Source organism: Synechococcus sp. WH 5701 (assembly GCF_000153045.1).
GTDB classification, from domain to species: domain Bacteria; phylum Cyanobacteriota; class Cyanobacteriia; order PCC-6307; family Cyanobiaceae; genus Regnicoccus_A; species Regnicoccus_A antarcticus.
Genome location: NZ_CH724159.1, coordinates 682,583 through 696,184, shown reverse-complemented (window position 1 = coordinate 696,184; position 13,602 = coordinate 682,583). Strand labels below are relative to the sequence as shown.

The 13,602-nt window shown below is 67.3% G+C and carries 13 protein-coding genes; 6 read left to right on the top strand and 7 right to left on the bottom strand.

What is annotated here, in order from left to right; genetic code table 11:
* Positions 1 to 8: 8 nt before the first annotated feature.
* The 3 genes from WH5701_RS04440 to WH5701_RS04430 all read right to left on the bottom strand — a co-directional run bounded on the left by WH5701_RS04440 (position 9) and on the right by WH5701_RS04430 (position 1,612).
* Positions 9 to 512, bottom strand: a complete 504-nt coding sequence (locus WH5701_RS04440) for a CGLD27 family protein (RefSeq protein WP_006170804.1) — start codon at positions 510 to 512, stop codon at positions 9 to 11.
* Between the two features lie 64 nt (positions 513 to 576).
* Complete coding sequence (rsfS, locus tag WH5701_RS04435) at positions 577 to 984, bottom strand: ribosome silencing factor (RefSeq protein ID WP_006170803.1); 408 nt, start codon at positions 982 to 984, stop codon at positions 577 to 579.
* On the bottom strand, positions 977 to 1,612 hold the full coding sequence (locus tag WH5701_RS04430) for a DUF3318 domain-containing protein (protein WP_006170802.1): 636 nt from the start codon (positions 1,610 to 1,612) through the stop codon (positions 977 to 979). The genes rsfS and WH5701_RS04430 overlap by 8 nt, the downstream gene beginning before the upstream one ends.
* A gap of 117 nt (positions 1,613 to 1,729) precedes the next feature.
* Between WH5701_RS04430 and carB the strand changes: the two genes are divergently transcribed.
* Both carB and WH5701_RS04420 read left to right on the top strand, forming a co-directional pair.
* On the top strand, positions 1,730 to 5,035 hold the full coding sequence (gene carB / locus WH5701_RS04425) for a carbamoyl-phosphate synthase large subunit (protein WP_006170801.1): 3,306 nt from the start codon (positions 1,730 to 1,732) through the stop codon (positions 5,033 to 5,035).
* A gap of 29 nt (positions 5,036 to 5,064) precedes the next feature.
* Positions 5,065 to 5,790, top strand: a complete 726-nt coding sequence (locus WH5701_RS04420) for a DUF3386 domain-containing protein (RefSeq protein ID WP_300972786.1) — start codon at positions 5,065 to 5,067, stop codon at positions 5,788 to 5,790.
* 12 nt (positions 5,791 to 5,802) lie between these two features.
* Here WH5701_RS04420 and WH5701_RS04415 read toward each other — a convergent pair whose 3' ends face one another.
* From WH5701_RS04415 to WH5701_RS04405, 3 genes are read right to left on the bottom strand one after another with little or no spacing between them, the layout of a single operon-like run.
* Positions 5,803 to 6,033 carry a DUF6447 family protein gene (locus WH5701_RS04415; protein ID WP_006170799.1) on the bottom strand — a complete coding sequence of 77 codons (231 nt, stop codon included), beginning with the start codon at positions 6,031 to 6,033 and terminating at the stop codon, positions 5,803 to 5,805.
* A gap of 28 nt (positions 6,034 to 6,061) precedes the next feature.
* Positions 6,062 to 6,430, bottom strand: a complete 369-nt coding sequence (locus WH5701_RS04410) for a hypothetical protein (protein ID WP_156776544.1) — start codon at positions 6,428 to 6,430, stop codon at positions 6,062 to 6,064.
* 59 nt (positions 6,431 to 6,489) lie between these two features.
* Complete coding sequence (locus WH5701_RS04405; protein ID WP_006170797.1) at positions 6,490 to 8,229, bottom strand: ABC transporter ATP-binding protein; 1,740 nt, start codon at positions 8,227 to 8,229, stop codon at positions 6,490 to 6,492.
* A 38-nt stretch (positions 8,230 to 8,267) separates the two neighbouring features.
* Between WH5701_RS04405 and WH5701_RS04400 the strand changes: the two genes are divergently transcribed.
* Both WH5701_RS04400 and tpiA read left to right on the top strand, forming a co-directional pair.
* A complete protein-coding gene (locus tag WH5701_RS04400; protein WP_006170795.1) occupies positions 8,268 to 8,453 on the top strand; it encodes an RNA-binding S4 domain-containing protein in 186 nt (61 codons plus the stop codon).
* Between the two features lie 32 nt (positions 8,454 to 8,485).
* Positions 8,486 to 9,226 (top strand): triose-phosphate isomerase, encoded by a 741-nt coding sequence (tpiA, locus tag WH5701_RS04395; RefSeq protein WP_037979603.1) that lies wholly within the window; start codon positions 8,486 to 8,488, stop codon positions 9,224 to 9,226.
* A 38-nt stretch (positions 9,227 to 9,264) separates the two neighbouring features.
* On the opposite strand, the gene WH5701_RS04390 is transcribed toward tpiA, so the two are convergent.
* Entirely contained in the window at positions 9,265 to 10,791 is a 1,527-nt protein-coding gene (locus tag WH5701_RS04390; RefSeq protein WP_006170792.1) for an FAD-linked oxidase C-terminal domain-containing protein, read from the bottom strand.
* Positions 10,792 to 11,097: 306 nt separating this feature from the next.
* On the opposite strand from WH5701_RS04390, the gene hemL reads away from it, so the two are divergent.
* On the top strand, positions 11,098 to 12,384 hold the full coding sequence (gene hemL / locus WH5701_RS04385) for a glutamate-1-semialdehyde 2,1-aminomutase (protein ID WP_050751442.1): 1,287 nt from the start codon (positions 11,098 to 11,100) through the stop codon (positions 12,382 to 12,384).
* A complete protein-coding gene (locus WH5701_RS04380; RefSeq protein WP_006170790.1) occupies positions 12,384 to 13,601 on the top strand; it encodes an ABC transporter substrate-binding protein in 1,218 nt (405 codons plus the stop codon). The genes hemL and WH5701_RS04380 overlap by 1 nt, the downstream gene beginning before the upstream one ends.
* The last annotated feature ends 1 nt before the right edge of the window (position 13,602 follow it).

Sequence of the window (13,602 nt, the reverse complement as noted above, 5' to 3'; positions counted from 1 at the left end):
TGGAGCGCTCAAAGAGCCTGGCAGAGGCCAGCACCCCCCAGAAGCAACAGCAGGGCGAGGCTGAGGGCCTGCCGCAGCCTCACCAGCACCGGCCGCACCTGATGGCGGGCCACCAGCAGATCCTGCTGACGCCAGGCCAGGGGCTTCTCCCACACCTGGCCGTCGTACCACCCGGATTCCTCGTACTCCACCCGCTCGGAGATCAGGCGACGGTTGACGTAGGTCCAGCCCAACCACTGACGCGTCAGCAACAGCAGGGACGGCAGCACGGCCGCCACCGCGGCCGTGGCGGCCAGGCGCAGAGGGTCGTGGCGCAGGGGCCAGCTGCCGGAGCTGATCAAGACGGTGAGTGGCAAGGCCAGAAGCCAGCTGATCAGCAGGGGCCGCCTCAGGCCCGCATTGGTGAGCGCCGGCCAGGCGAAGAACCATGAAGCGCACAGCTGCCGGTATTCCTCGAGGGGACGCTGCTCGGGCGGGACCGGGCATGGACTCTCCGAACAGGCCTGATCCATGGCAGTCACAGGAAAGTCACCGGGCGGTCGCTGGGCTGGTGCGGAACTGTCCCAGAGGGACAACTCATTGGGGAAGTGCCGGCTCCGAGCTTAGGAATGGCTCATGTTCACCGTGCCCCCAGAAGGACTCCAGGTCGTAGTAGCGGCGCTCAGCCGGTGTGAGCACATGCACGATCAGCTCGCCGTAGTCGAGCAGCACCCAGCGGCCTTCGCTCTGGCCCTCCTTGCGCAGGGGCAGGCGATCGGCCTCCAGCTCAAGCCGGTCCTCCACCGAGCGGGCGATGGCCCGCACCTGAACATCGGAGAGGCCGGAGCAGATCACAAACCAGTCGGCCAGGGACGAGACCTCCTCAACCCGGATCAGGCAGATCTCCACGGCTTTGCGGTCGTCACAGGCCTCGGCGGCCAGCAGGGCCAGGGCCCGGCTGTCAGTGGAGGAGACCAAGGCTGGGCTGGGGGCTGACTCAGCCATAGACGTTCTCACTGGTCACAGATTGGCGGCTTCCCTGCTGCTGAGCCATTTCAGCTCTGGCACGGCCGGCACTCTTGCGCAGAGCCTCGAGGCGGTCGTCGTAAAAGGAGCGACGACGCTTCTTACGAGTCTGCTCAAGCAGTTCCTTGAGGGCGCCGCCCAGGCTCTTGTAAGCGTTGGGGAGGGTGTAGCCAAAGCGGCAGGCCAGAGAAATGGCTCGCTCGTCGGCAGCGATGGCGTCCTGCAGGCGCTTCTCGTTGTTGTTCTTGAGATAGAGGCGGTAGCCGGCGAAGCCGGAGAGCCCCAGGGCCATCATCAGCAGCAGCCCGTCCTGCACCCAGAGCTCGCCGATGGCGCCTCCGAGGCCGATGGCCAGGGCCGCCATCTCCCAACCGTCGCGGGGAACGGCATCGTTCTGGATGCGACCCACCTCATGCCAGAAGAGCAGGTTGCGGTGGTCGAGGGCGAAGGGCTCCCATTTGAGCAGGTCCACCTGGACCTCCACCTCATCACGGCCGATCTCCTCGATCGTGATCAGCGGGGGATCGGCGGAGGCGGCCGCTTCGACAAACACCCAGCTCTGCATCTCCGGAGGGAGGAGCCCCTTCAGGCGCTGGAGTTCGCTCATGGAGCCACGATCGCTGATCACAAGATCCTCACGTTAGCGAGAACACAGCCCTCCACCGCCCGGGTCAGTGGTGGGGCCGTGAGAGGCTGGCCTCGTTTGGCAGTTCAATCGCCGCCCATGCCCCGCCGGTCGGATCTGCGTCGCATCCTTCTGCTGGGCTCGGGACCGATCGTGATCGGCCAGGCCTGCGAATTCGACTATTCGGGAACCCAGGCCTGCAAGGCCCTGCGTGACGAGGGGTACGAGGTGGTGCTGGTGAACTCCAACCCAGCCTCGATCATGACCGATCCGGAGATGGCGGATCGCACCTACATCGAGCCCCTCACCCCCGACGTGGTGCGGCAGGTGATTGAACTGGAGCGCCCCGACGCCCTGCTGCCCACCATGGGCGGCCAGACGGCCCTCAACCTGGCCGTGGCCCTGGCGGAGGACGGCACCCTCGAGCGTTTCGGCGTGGAGCTGATCGGCGCCAACCTCCAGGCGATCCAGAAGGCCGAGGACCGGCGCCTGTTCAAGGAGGCCATGGAGCGGATCGGGGTAGCCGTTTGCCCGTCCGGCATCGCCTCCTCCCTGGAGGAAGCCGAGCGCGTGGGTGAAGAGATCGGCACCTATCCCCGCATCATCCGGCCGGCCTTCACCCTGGGAGGCTCAGGCGGCGGGATCGCTTACAACCCCGAGGAATTCCAGGCCTTCTGCAAGAGCGGTCTCGAGGCCAGCCCGGTCAGCCAGATCCTGATCGAGCAGTCGCTGATCGGCTGGAAGGAATTCGAGCTGGAGGTGATGCGTGATCTCGCCGACAACGTGGTGATCATCTGCAGCATCGAGAACCTCGACCCGATGGGGGTGCACACGGGTGACTCGATCACCGTGGCCCCAGCCCAGACCCTCACCGACCGGGAGTACCAGCGCCTGCGCGACCAGTCGATCGCGATCATCCGCGAGATCGGCGTGGAGACCGGCGGCAGCAACATCCAGTTCGCGATCAACCCCGCCAACGGCGACGTGGTGGTGATCGAGATGAACCCGAGGGTGAGTCGATCGTCGGCCCTGGCGTCCAAGGCCACCGGCTTCCCGATCGCCAAGATCGCCGCCCGCCTGGCCGTGGGCTACACCCTCGACGAAATCCTCAACGACATCACCGGCGCCACACCGGCCTGCTTCGAGCCCACGATCGACTACGTGGTGACCAAGATTCCGCGCTTCGCCTTCGAGAAGTTCCAGGGCTCACCGGCGGTGCTAACCACCTCGATGAAATCGGTGGGCGAGGCGATGGCGATCGGCCGCTGCTTCGAGGAATCGTTCCAGAAAGCGCTTCGCTCCCTGGAAACCGGCCATGCCGGCTGGGGCTGCGACCGCCCCGACAAGCCCCTGGAGCCCAGCGACCTGGAGCGGATGCTGCGCACCCCCTCTCCGGATCGCATCTTCGCGGTGCGCGCCGCGATGGTGGCGGGCCGCAGCGACGAGGAGATCCACCAGCTCAGCGCCATCGATCCGTGGTTCCTCGCCAAGCTCCGGCGACTGATCGAGGCCGAGGAGCGGCTGCTGCGGGGACGGACTCTCGAGCAACTCTCAGCGGCGGATCTGCTGGAGCTGAAGCAACTGGGCTTCTCCGACCGCCAGATCGCCTGGACCAGCGGCAGCGATGAGCTGAGCGTGCGCCGCACCCGCCAGGGCCTCGGGGTGAACGCGGTGTTCAAAACCGTGGACACCTGCGCAGCGGAATTCGCCTCCACCACCCCTTACCACTACTCGACCTACGAACGGCCGCTGGAGCGCCTCGACAATGCAGGCCGAGCGATCCGCCTGGCCCAGGAGGATGAGGTGCGGCCCGAGAGCCGACGCAAGGTGATGATCCTCGGGGGCGGGCCCAACCGCATCGGCCAGGGCATCGAGTTCGACTACTGCTGCTGCCACGCCTCCTTCGCCCTGCGGGCTGATGGCTTCGCCACGGTGATGGTGAACAGCAACCCGGAAACGGTTTCGACCGACTACGACACCAGCGACCGTCTCTACTTCGAGCCGCTCACCCTCGAAGACGTGCTCAACGTGATCGAGGCGGAGAAACCCGAGGGGGTGATCGTTCAGTTCGGCGGCCAGACCCCGCTCAAGCTCGCCCTGCCGCTCCTGCGCTGGCTGGCGGGACCGGAGGGCCAGGTCACCGGCACCCGCCTCTGGGGCACCTCACCGGAGTCGATTGATCAGGCCGAAGACCGGGAGCAGTTCGAGGCGATCCTGCGTCAGCTCAACATCCGCCAGCCGCGCAACGGCCTGGCCCGCAGCGAGGCCGAGGCCCGCGCCGTGGCCGATCGGGTCGGCTATCCGGTGGTGGTGCGCCCCAGCTACGTGCTCGGGGGCCGCGCCATGGAGGTGGTCTTCGATGAGGCTGAACTCAACCGCTACATGGTGGAGGCCGTGCAGGTGGAGCCCGACCACCCGGTGCTGATCGATCAATATCTCGAGAACGCCATCGAGGTGGATGTCGATGCCCTCGCCGATCGGCAGGGCATGGTGGTGATCGGCGGCCTGATGGAACACATCGAGCCTGCCGGCATCCACTCAGGGGATTCGGCCTGCGCCCTGCCGGCGGTGTCGCTTTCGCAGCAGGCCCTGGCCACGATCCGCCAGTGGACCGAAGCCCTGGCCCTGGCCCTTGATGTGAGCGGCCTGATCAACCTTCAGTTCGCCGTGCAGGCCGAGCGGGTGTTCATCATCGAGGCCAATCCGCGCGCCTCTCGCACAGTGCCCTTCGTGGCCAAGGCCACCGGAGTCCCTCTGGCGAAGATCGCCAGCCTGCTGATGGCCGGCCACAGCCTCAGCGAGCTGGGTCTGATCAGTGAGCCCAAACCGCCCCTGCAGAACGTCAAGGAAGCGGTGCTGCCCTTCAAGCGCTTCCCCGGCTCCGACACCTTGCTCGGGCCGGAAATGCGCTCCACCGGGGAAGTCATGGGCAGTGGCGCCAGCTTCGGCATGGCCTATGCCAAGGCCGAGATCGCCGCCGGTGAAGCCTTGCCCATCAGCGGCACCGTCTTTCTCTCCACCCACGACCGCGACAAACCCTCCCTGGTGCCCGTCGCCGAGCGCCTCTCGGAGTTGGGCCTGGCCCTGATCGCCACCACCGGCACCGCCGCGGTGCTGCGGGAGGCGGGCCTGGAGGTGGAGTCGATCCTGAAGGTGCATGAAGGCCGCCCCAACATCGAGGACGCGATCCGCTCCGGCCGCATCCAGCTGATCGTGAACACGCCGATCGGCCGTCAGGCCACACACGACGACAAATACCTGCGCCGCGCGGCCCTCGACTACGCCGTGCCCACGGTCACCACCCTGGCCGGTGCCCGTGCGGCGGTGGAAGCCATCGCCACACTTCAGAGCCAGGAGCTCACCGTGGCCGCGCTCCAGGACATCCACCCCCGTCCCGCTCGTTAGGGTTGAGGGCCTCCTTCGCCCTCGGATCCTTGACCGGCACCGCCACCCCCATCAGCGCCAGCGTCAACCCGGCCGCCAACGCCTCGATCGCCCCGGGCAGCGACATCCGCGAGCTGTTCCGCGCCTCCTACGAGAACCGCTACACCTGGGAGCCGGGCTTCGGTGGCTACCAGGGCCGCTGCGTCTGGGAGCAGGGAGATCAGCGGGTGGAAGGTCAGTTCCGCGTGGGCGCCGATCTCAAGGCCAGCGTGGAGGGCATCGAGGACGAGGAGATCACCAAGGCGATCGGCTCTCAGCTCTGGGAAGTGTGCATCCACCGGGTGCGCCGCAGCTTCGAGCAGACCCACGGCGCCAACACCTTCAGCGCCGGCGACACCGACGCCGTGGGCCTCGAGGTGATCGTGGGCGGCAAGAACGCCGGCGACCGCTACCGCATCAAGGATTCGGTGGTCACGATGGTGCACCGCCAGATCCACGGCACTGTGGTGACGATCTTCACCGGCAGTACCACCGACACCGGTGCCGGCTACCTCAGCCACACCTACAGCAGCCAGTACAGCGATCCGGCCACGGGCGAGGCCCGCGGTGGAAAGAGCTCCTTCACCGACACCTTTGTGCCTCTGGCCGGTGAGGGCCCCTGGGTGCTGAGTGAGCGGGTGATCAGCAGCGAGGATCCCGAAGCGCCGGGGGGGAGCAGTGTGCAGACCTTCCGCTTCGAGGCCCTCGAGCCGCTGCCACAGACCTCCGGGGACTGACACGGGCTTCGCTCAGACCCCGTCCGGCAGGGCGGGGATGCTCTTGAGCCGTTCGTTCAGCTGGAACGCCATCGACTGGCGGCCCACGGCCAGCACCTTGAGGGTGTCTTCGTAGAGGCGCAGCTGGGCATCGGCCACTTGCATGCCCCGCACCAGTTCCTTGACGTCGTCGGGAAGAGCATTGAGTTCGTAGCGCTTGCCCTCGAAGGTGAGAACGGGGGGTTGGTTGGGAGAGGCCGTCAAGGTCAACACTGTGTCGTCGGGGGGCAGGTTAGGCCGCCCCCGGCGGGCTCTCGGCGCCCGGGGCGGCCAGCGACGTGCCGGCTGGCGGCAGCTTGGCCGGGGCTGGGCGGCGAATCCGCTTGAAGAAGAACATCAGCAGCGGGCCCACCTGGGCCGCCTCCACCATTTCCCAACCCTCCTTGCCGAGCAGGTTCATGAAGAACTGCAGTTGCTCTGCCGGGTGACGGGGGGTCTGGGAGGCGCCGTAGAACTCGGGAAACTCCCGGGCGATGAATTCCGGACTGAGGATCCCCTGCAGCTTCTGGCTGGCGGCCTGGGGATCAGGCGGTTGGGGCGGGGAGGTGTTCTCCACGTTGATGTGGATCACCCGGTACTCCCACTGGGGCATTTCAGCCATGGTCGCTCGAGCGTGGAACTGAACGGCGGAAACTGGAGCGTGGCATCAACGCTGACAGCTCAGGCTGCCACCCGGATCAACTGACGGTCGCACAGCTCGCGGTAGCGGCCGGGACGCGCCATGAGCTGATCATGGCTGCCGCGCTCGATGATGCCGCCACCTTCGAGCACCAGGATCTGGTCGGCCCCCTGCACTGTGGAGAGCCGGTGGGCGATCACCAGCACGGTGCGGCCGGCCATCGCCTGCTTCAGGCCCTGCTGCACCGCCTCTTCCGCCTCGGCGTCGAGGGCGCTGGTGGCCTCATCCAGCAGCAGCACCGCGGGATCACCGAGCACTGCCCGGGCGATGGCGATGCGCTGGAGCTGGCCGCCGGAAAAATTACTGCCCCGCTCCTCGATTCGGGAGTGATAACCCTCGGGGAGGGCCTCGATGAAGTCGGCCGCATTGGCCAAGCGCGCCGCCTGACGCACATGCTCGTCGCTGGCGGGACGGCCGAAGCGGATCGCCTCGGCAACACTGCCGGAGAACACCCGGCTCTGCTGGGGCACCAGGGCCACGGCCCGGCGCAGGTCGGCGGCCCGCAGGCCCGCGAGGTCCTGGCCATCGAGCAGCACACGCCCACTCTGCGCAGTGTTGAAGCGCAACAGCAACGAAAACAGGGTGCTCTTGCCAGCACCCGAGGGGCCCACCAGGGCCACCAACTGTCCGGGCTCCGCGCACAGATCGAGATCGCGGAGCACAGGCTGTTCCGGGTCGTAACCAAACCAGACATGCTCCAGCCGAAGGGCCCCGCGCACCGGCCCCAGGGGCTGGGCCCCGGGGCTGTCGGGGATCTCCATCGGCTCGCGCTCGATCTCTCGCAGGCGGTTGAGGGACGCCTGCCCCTGCTGGAACTCGTTGTAATTGGTGGTGAGGTGCGAGATCGGATCGATCAGCATCAGCAGGGCAGCCACATAGGAGCTGAAGCCCTGACTGTCGAGCCCACCGGCCTGGATGCGTGCCGCCCCGATCAGAAGTACCGAGAGGATGCCGGCTGCTTCGATGAAGCCCACCACCGGATGCTGCAGGGCCAGCAGCCGCAGGGTGCGATAACGGGCGCGACGGTGCAGATCGATTTCCTGCTCGAAGCGGTTCTGCAGCCAGGCCTCGGCCGCGAAGGCCCGCACCAGGGGCAGACCACCGATGGCTTCGGCCAGCAACCCCGCCAGCTCGCTCACCTGCTTCTGGCTGCGCTCAGCCGCTCCCATCACCCGGGCGCCGAACCCGCTGACCATCACCGCCACCAAAGGGGCCAGGAGCAGGGTGGCGAGGGAGAGCTTCCAGTCCAGGAAGACCATGTAGCCGAACACCACCACCAGCTGCAGCAGGCTCGGGGTGGTGTCCTGAATTGTCTTGTAGATCACCTCACCAACCCGGTCGGCGTCTTCGGTGAGGCGATAGGTGAGATCACCGGCCGAGAGCTTCTCCAGGGCCGAGAACTCCAGCCGTTGCAGGCGGGCAAACAGCTGACTGCGCAGGGCCTGACTCACCTGCAGCGCTGGCGAGGCCAGCAGGGTGTCCTGGCCGAACTGGGCCAGCTTCTGCACCAGAAACACCGCCAGGGCCAGGGAGATCGCCCGTAGCACCCGAGGGAAATCGCCCGCACCGATGGCCGGAATCAGCTGGCCAGCCAGGGCGGCGAGCAGGGGCCAGCAGGCCACGAACACGAGCATGCACAGGCCGCCGGCCACCAGCCGGCGGCTGTGAGGCTTCAGCAGCGGCAGCAGCCCACGAAAGCCGGCCGATGGGGGTGCGAGCATCGGCGAACCCTATCAGCGCCGATTCGGCCCTTCGTCTGTTGCGGCTTGATCAATTCCTCAAGTTCCAGGGCCTGGTGGCAACCGGCGGTGAAGCCAAGGTGCGGGTGCAGGGCGGAGAAGTCAGGGTCAACGGAGCGGTGGAGTGTCGCCGCGGCCGTCAGCTGCTGCCCGGAGACACGGTGGAGCTCGCGCGAATGAAACTGGTGGTCCCCGCCGAGACCTAGGTTGTCAGGCAGTTCCGGGCGAGGACGATCCTGTGCGTAAGGCGGTGATTGCAGGGAACTGGAAGATGCACATGACCTGCGCCGAGGCCCGGGCCTATGCCTCCGCCTTCCTGCCTCTTCTGGGAAACCTGCCCAGTGATCGGGAGGTGGTGCTGGCCCCACCGTTCACCGCCATCGCCGCCCTGAGTGAGGCCCTCGAGGGCAGTGCTGTGAAGATCGCCTCGCAGAACGTGCACTGGGACGACGTGGGGGCCTACACCGGCATGATCTCGGCGCCGATGCTGCTGGAGCATGGCGTCAGCCACGCGATCGTGGGCCACAGCGAGCCGCGCAAGTACTACAGCGAAACCGACGAGCAGATCAATCTGAGGGCGCGCACGGCCCAGAAGTCGGGAATGATCCCGATTCTGTGCGTGGGCGAGAGCGATTCCCAGCGGGAGGCAGGCGAGGCCGAGCGGGTGATCCGCCGCCAGGTGGACCAGGGCCTCGAAGGCCTCGATCCCACCCAGTTGGTGGTGGCTTACGAACCGATCTGGGCGATCGGCACCGGCAAAACCTGCGGCGCCGAAGAGGCCAACCGCCTCTGCGCCCTGATCCGTGGCTGGGTGGGCTACGAGGATGTGGTGATCCAGTACGGCGGCTCGGTCAAGGCGGAGAACATCGACCTGCTGATGGCCCAGCCCGACATCGACGGGGTGCTGGTGGGAGGAGCCTCACTGGATCCCACCGGTTTCGCGCGAATCGCCCGCTACCAGGTGCCAGTGGCCGCCTGAGCCCGCTGTGGGCCAGCCAGGGGCTCAACACTGCGCGCTCAGAACACCTCGATCGGTGCCGCCAGGGAGTGATCGGAAGCCTCACTGCAGGATTCCTCACCGGAGGCCACCTGTACGCGCACGCTGCGGGCACGGCGAGCCGACTCACCGCAGCTGCGAGGAGTGGGGAAGAGCTTGCCGGGGTTGGCTCGGCCCTCGGGATCGAAGGCGTTGCGCACCAGCTGCATCGTGCCCAGGTCGTCGGGGGAGAACATCCAATCCATGTAGCAGCGCTTGTCGGCGCCCACCCCATGCTCGCCGGTGATGCTGCCGCCGGCGTCGATGCAGAGTCGCAGGATGTCGGCGCCGAGGGCCTGAACCCGCTCCTGCACGTCGATCTGGCTGACGTCGTAGAGGATCAGCGGGTGCAGATTGCCGTCGCCGGCATGGAAGACGTTCGCCACCGGCAGGGAGTAGCGGCGGCTGAGCTCCTCAATCGCCGCCAGCACCTGCGGCAGGGCACTGCGGGGAACGACCCCGTCCTGGACGTAATACGTGGGGGTGATCCGGCCCACGGCCGCGAAGGCCGACTTGCGGCCCTTCCAGAGCAGGGCTCGATCGGCCTCGGATTCGGCCTGGCGCAGGGAACGGGCGCCGGCCTGGCAGCAGAGCTCCATCGCCCGCTCCGCCGCGGCGCTCACTTCCTCCAGGCGGCCATCGAGCTCGATCAGCAGCACCGCCGCCGCATCGCGGGGGTACTCATCGCAGCCGAAGAGGTCGTCAACGGCGTTGATCGTGAAGTTGTCCATGATCTCCATCCCCGCCGGCAGCACCCCCGCTTCGGTGACACGGCGCACGGCCTCACCGGCCGCTTCCATTGAGGGGAAATCAGCCAGCAGCACCTGCACCGTCTGGGGCTGAGGCAGCAGCCGCAGGGTAATGGCGGTGGCGATGCCGAGGGTGCCCTCGCTGCCGATGAAGACTCCGCGCAGATCCAGGCCGGGCATTTCCGCCAGGCTGCCCCCCAGGCGGGTGACCCGGCCATCGGGGAGCACCACCTCCAGCTCCAGCACGTGATTGCTGGTGACGCCGTACTTGAGGCAGTGCACCCCACCGGCGTTCTCGGCCACGTTGCCGCCGATGCTGCAGACCACCTGGCTGGAGGGATCGGGGGCGTAGTAAAAGCCATCGCCGGCCACGGCGCGGGTGACCCAGCTGTTGATCACTCCCGGCTGCACGGTGATGCGCTGGTTCTCGAGATCAAGAGCCAGCACCGAGCGCATGCGGCTGGTCACCACCAGCAGCGACTCCTGTTCGGCTACGGCACCCCCGGAAAGGCCGGTGCCGCTGCCCCGGGCCACGAAGGGCACCCCCTCCTCCTGGCAGAGACGCAACACCGCTGCCACCTGTTCCGTGGTTTCGGGCAACACCACCAGGGGTGGCTCATGCCGCTGCAGGGTCAGGCCATCGCTGTCATAAGTGAGCAGCTCCGGGCGACGGGCCACCACCGCCCTGGCGGGCAGCAACTGACGCAGTCGCCGCTCGATCCGCCCCCAGGGCAGGGTCAGGGCAGGCGGCTCGGCCAAGGGGTCAGCCAACAACAACGGGCAGCACCTTGACGATAGCGAGCTAGGCGGGTGGGCACCCTCCAGGAGCCCTGGGCCGGGAAAACTCGTTGCGAAGTCTTGCGCAACCGGGAGGTCCGTTGGAGTCTGAAGGCGTGTTCCGCTGGCATTGCCGGTGCTTCTGCTGACGCGAACGGCAGTCCGTTGGGCGAGGATGCACCATGGTCGGGTGGTGCCACGGCAGTCCTCAGGGTCGGCCCCAGCTCCTCACCCCCTTCAACGTTCGCGGATCACGCCTTGACTTCGGCCCCTGTTTCGGTTCCTGCCCTGAACACATCCCGTTCCCAGGACCTCTTCAGTGCCGCACAGACCCTGATGCCCGGTGGGGTCAGTTCACCGGTGCGGGCGTTTCGCTCGGTGGGCGGTGACCCGATCGTCTTCGACAGGGTCAAGGGCGCCTACGCCTGGGACGTGGATGGCAACCGCTACATCGATTACATCGGCAGCTGGGGGCCGGCGATCTGTGGTCACGCCCGCCCCGAGGTGATCGCCGCCCTGCATGAGGCCCTCGACAAGGGCACCAGCTTCGGTGCCCCCTGCGCCCTGGAGAACACCCTGGCGGAGATGGTGATCGAGGCGGTCCCCAGCGTGGAGATGGTGCGCTTCGTGAATTCCGGCACCGAAGCCTGCATGTCGGTGCTGCGGCTGATGCGGGCCTTCACCGGCCGCGACAAGCTGATCAAGTTCGAGGGCTGCTACCACGGCCACGCCGACATGTTCCTGGTGAAGGCAGGCTCGGGCGTGGCCACGCTCGGACTGCCGGATTCCCCAGGGGTGCCGCGCAGCACCACCACCAACACTCTGACCGCCCCTTACAACGACCTGGAGGCGGTGAAGCAGCTCTTCGCCGACAACCCCGGCGAAATCGCCGGGGTGATCCTTGAGCCCGTGGTGGGCAACGCCGGCTTCATCACACCCGAGCCGGGATTCCTCGAGGGCCTGCGCGAACTGACCACCGAGCACGGCGCCCTGCTCACCTTCGATGAGGTGATGACGGGCTTCCGCATCAGCTATGGCGGCGCCCAGGCCCGCTTCGGCATCACCCCCGATCTCACAACCCTGGGGAAGGTGATCGGCGGCGGCCTGCCGGTGGGCGCCTATGGCGGCAGGGCCGAGATCATGGCGATGGTGGCACCGGCCGGGCCGATGTACCAGGCCGGCACCCTCAGCGGCAATCCTCTGGCGATGACCGCGGGCATCAAGACTCTGGAGCTGCTGAAGCAGCCCGGCACCTACGAACGGCTGGAGGCGATCACCAAGCGCCTCAGCGATGGCATCCTGGCGGCAGGTCGCGAGGCCGGCCTGCCGATCTGCGGCGGCTCCATCAGCGCCATGTTCGGCTTCTTCCTCTGTGAGGGGCCGGTGCGCAACTTCGAAGAAGCCAAGGCCACCGACAGCCAGCGTTTCGGCCGGCTGCACCGGGCCATGCTCGAGCGCGGTGTCTACCTGGCCCCCAGTGCCTTCGAGGCGGGGTTCACCTCCCTGGCCCACAGCGACGCCGACATCGAAGCCACCCTCAGGGCCTTCCGCGACTGCTTCGCCGCCATCGCCTGATGCAGGCAGGCCAGCGCTTCCGGATCGCGGCCGCCCTGGGGGCCGCTCTGGCCGTGGGGTCCGCTCTGGTGGCCTGCGGCCCCCGCGCCGAAGACCAGCTGCTGCAGCTCAAGGGTGGTGTCCCCGTCGGGGCGGTGCTCTCGCTCACCAGCAATGCCAATGCCTACGGGCAGGATCAGCAGATCGGCCTGAAGCTCGCTCAGACCTGGTTCCAGCAACGCCAGAGCACCAACCCTCAGGGTGGCCTGGAGCTGAACCTGCGCCTCGAGGACGGCGGCGGCGATGAGGCCACCGCCAGCCAGGCCTTCAACCTGCTGATCGATGCCGGGATGGTGGCCCTGATCGGTCCGACCCTCTCCCAGCAGGCCTTCGCGGCCGACCCGATCGCCCAGCGGCGCGGCGTGCCGGTGGTGGCCCCCTCCAACACCGCCACTGGCATTCCCCAGATCGGCAGCTTCATCAGCCGGGTGTCGGCCCCCAGCACCGAGATTGCTCCCCTTTCAATCGCCAAGGCCCTGCAGCTGACCCCTTCGATCCGGCGGGCGGCGGTGTTCTACGCCCAGGACGACGCCTACAGCACCTCCGAGACCGCCATCTTCCAGAAGGCCCTCACCGACAAGGGGCTCAAACCCGTGACGGTGCAGCGCACCCAGCTCAATGACCAGGATTTTCAGAACCAGATCACAGCCACCCTGCGCGAGACGCCCGATCTGATCGTGATCTCGGCCCAGGCGGTGGATGGGGGCAACCTGATCCGTCAGCTGCGGGAGCTGGGCTACAGGGGCGCGATCGTGGTGGGCAATGGCATGAACACTCCGAACATCTATCCGATCTGCCAGGCCTACTGCGAGGGAATCCTGATCGCCCAGGCCTACAGCCCCGAGCTCGACACGCCCGTGAACCGCGATTTTGTGGCCTTGTATCAAAAGGCCAAAGGCGGAGCGATCCCCCCCCAACTCACGGCCCAGGCCTTCACGGCCTATCAGGTGGTGGCCGAAGCGTTGCAGCGGCTGAACCAACGCCAGCCGCTGGACAAGGTTCCCCTGGGGGAGGCACGCAAGGCTCTGATGGCCGAACTGCTCTCTGGCCGCTACGACACCCCCCTGGGCGAGATTAGCTTCAGCCCCGATGGTGAGGTGGTGCAGCAAAGCTTCCACGTGGCCCAGGTGAGAATGCAGCCCGGCGGCCGCAACGGCCGTTTCGCACTGCTGCCCTGAA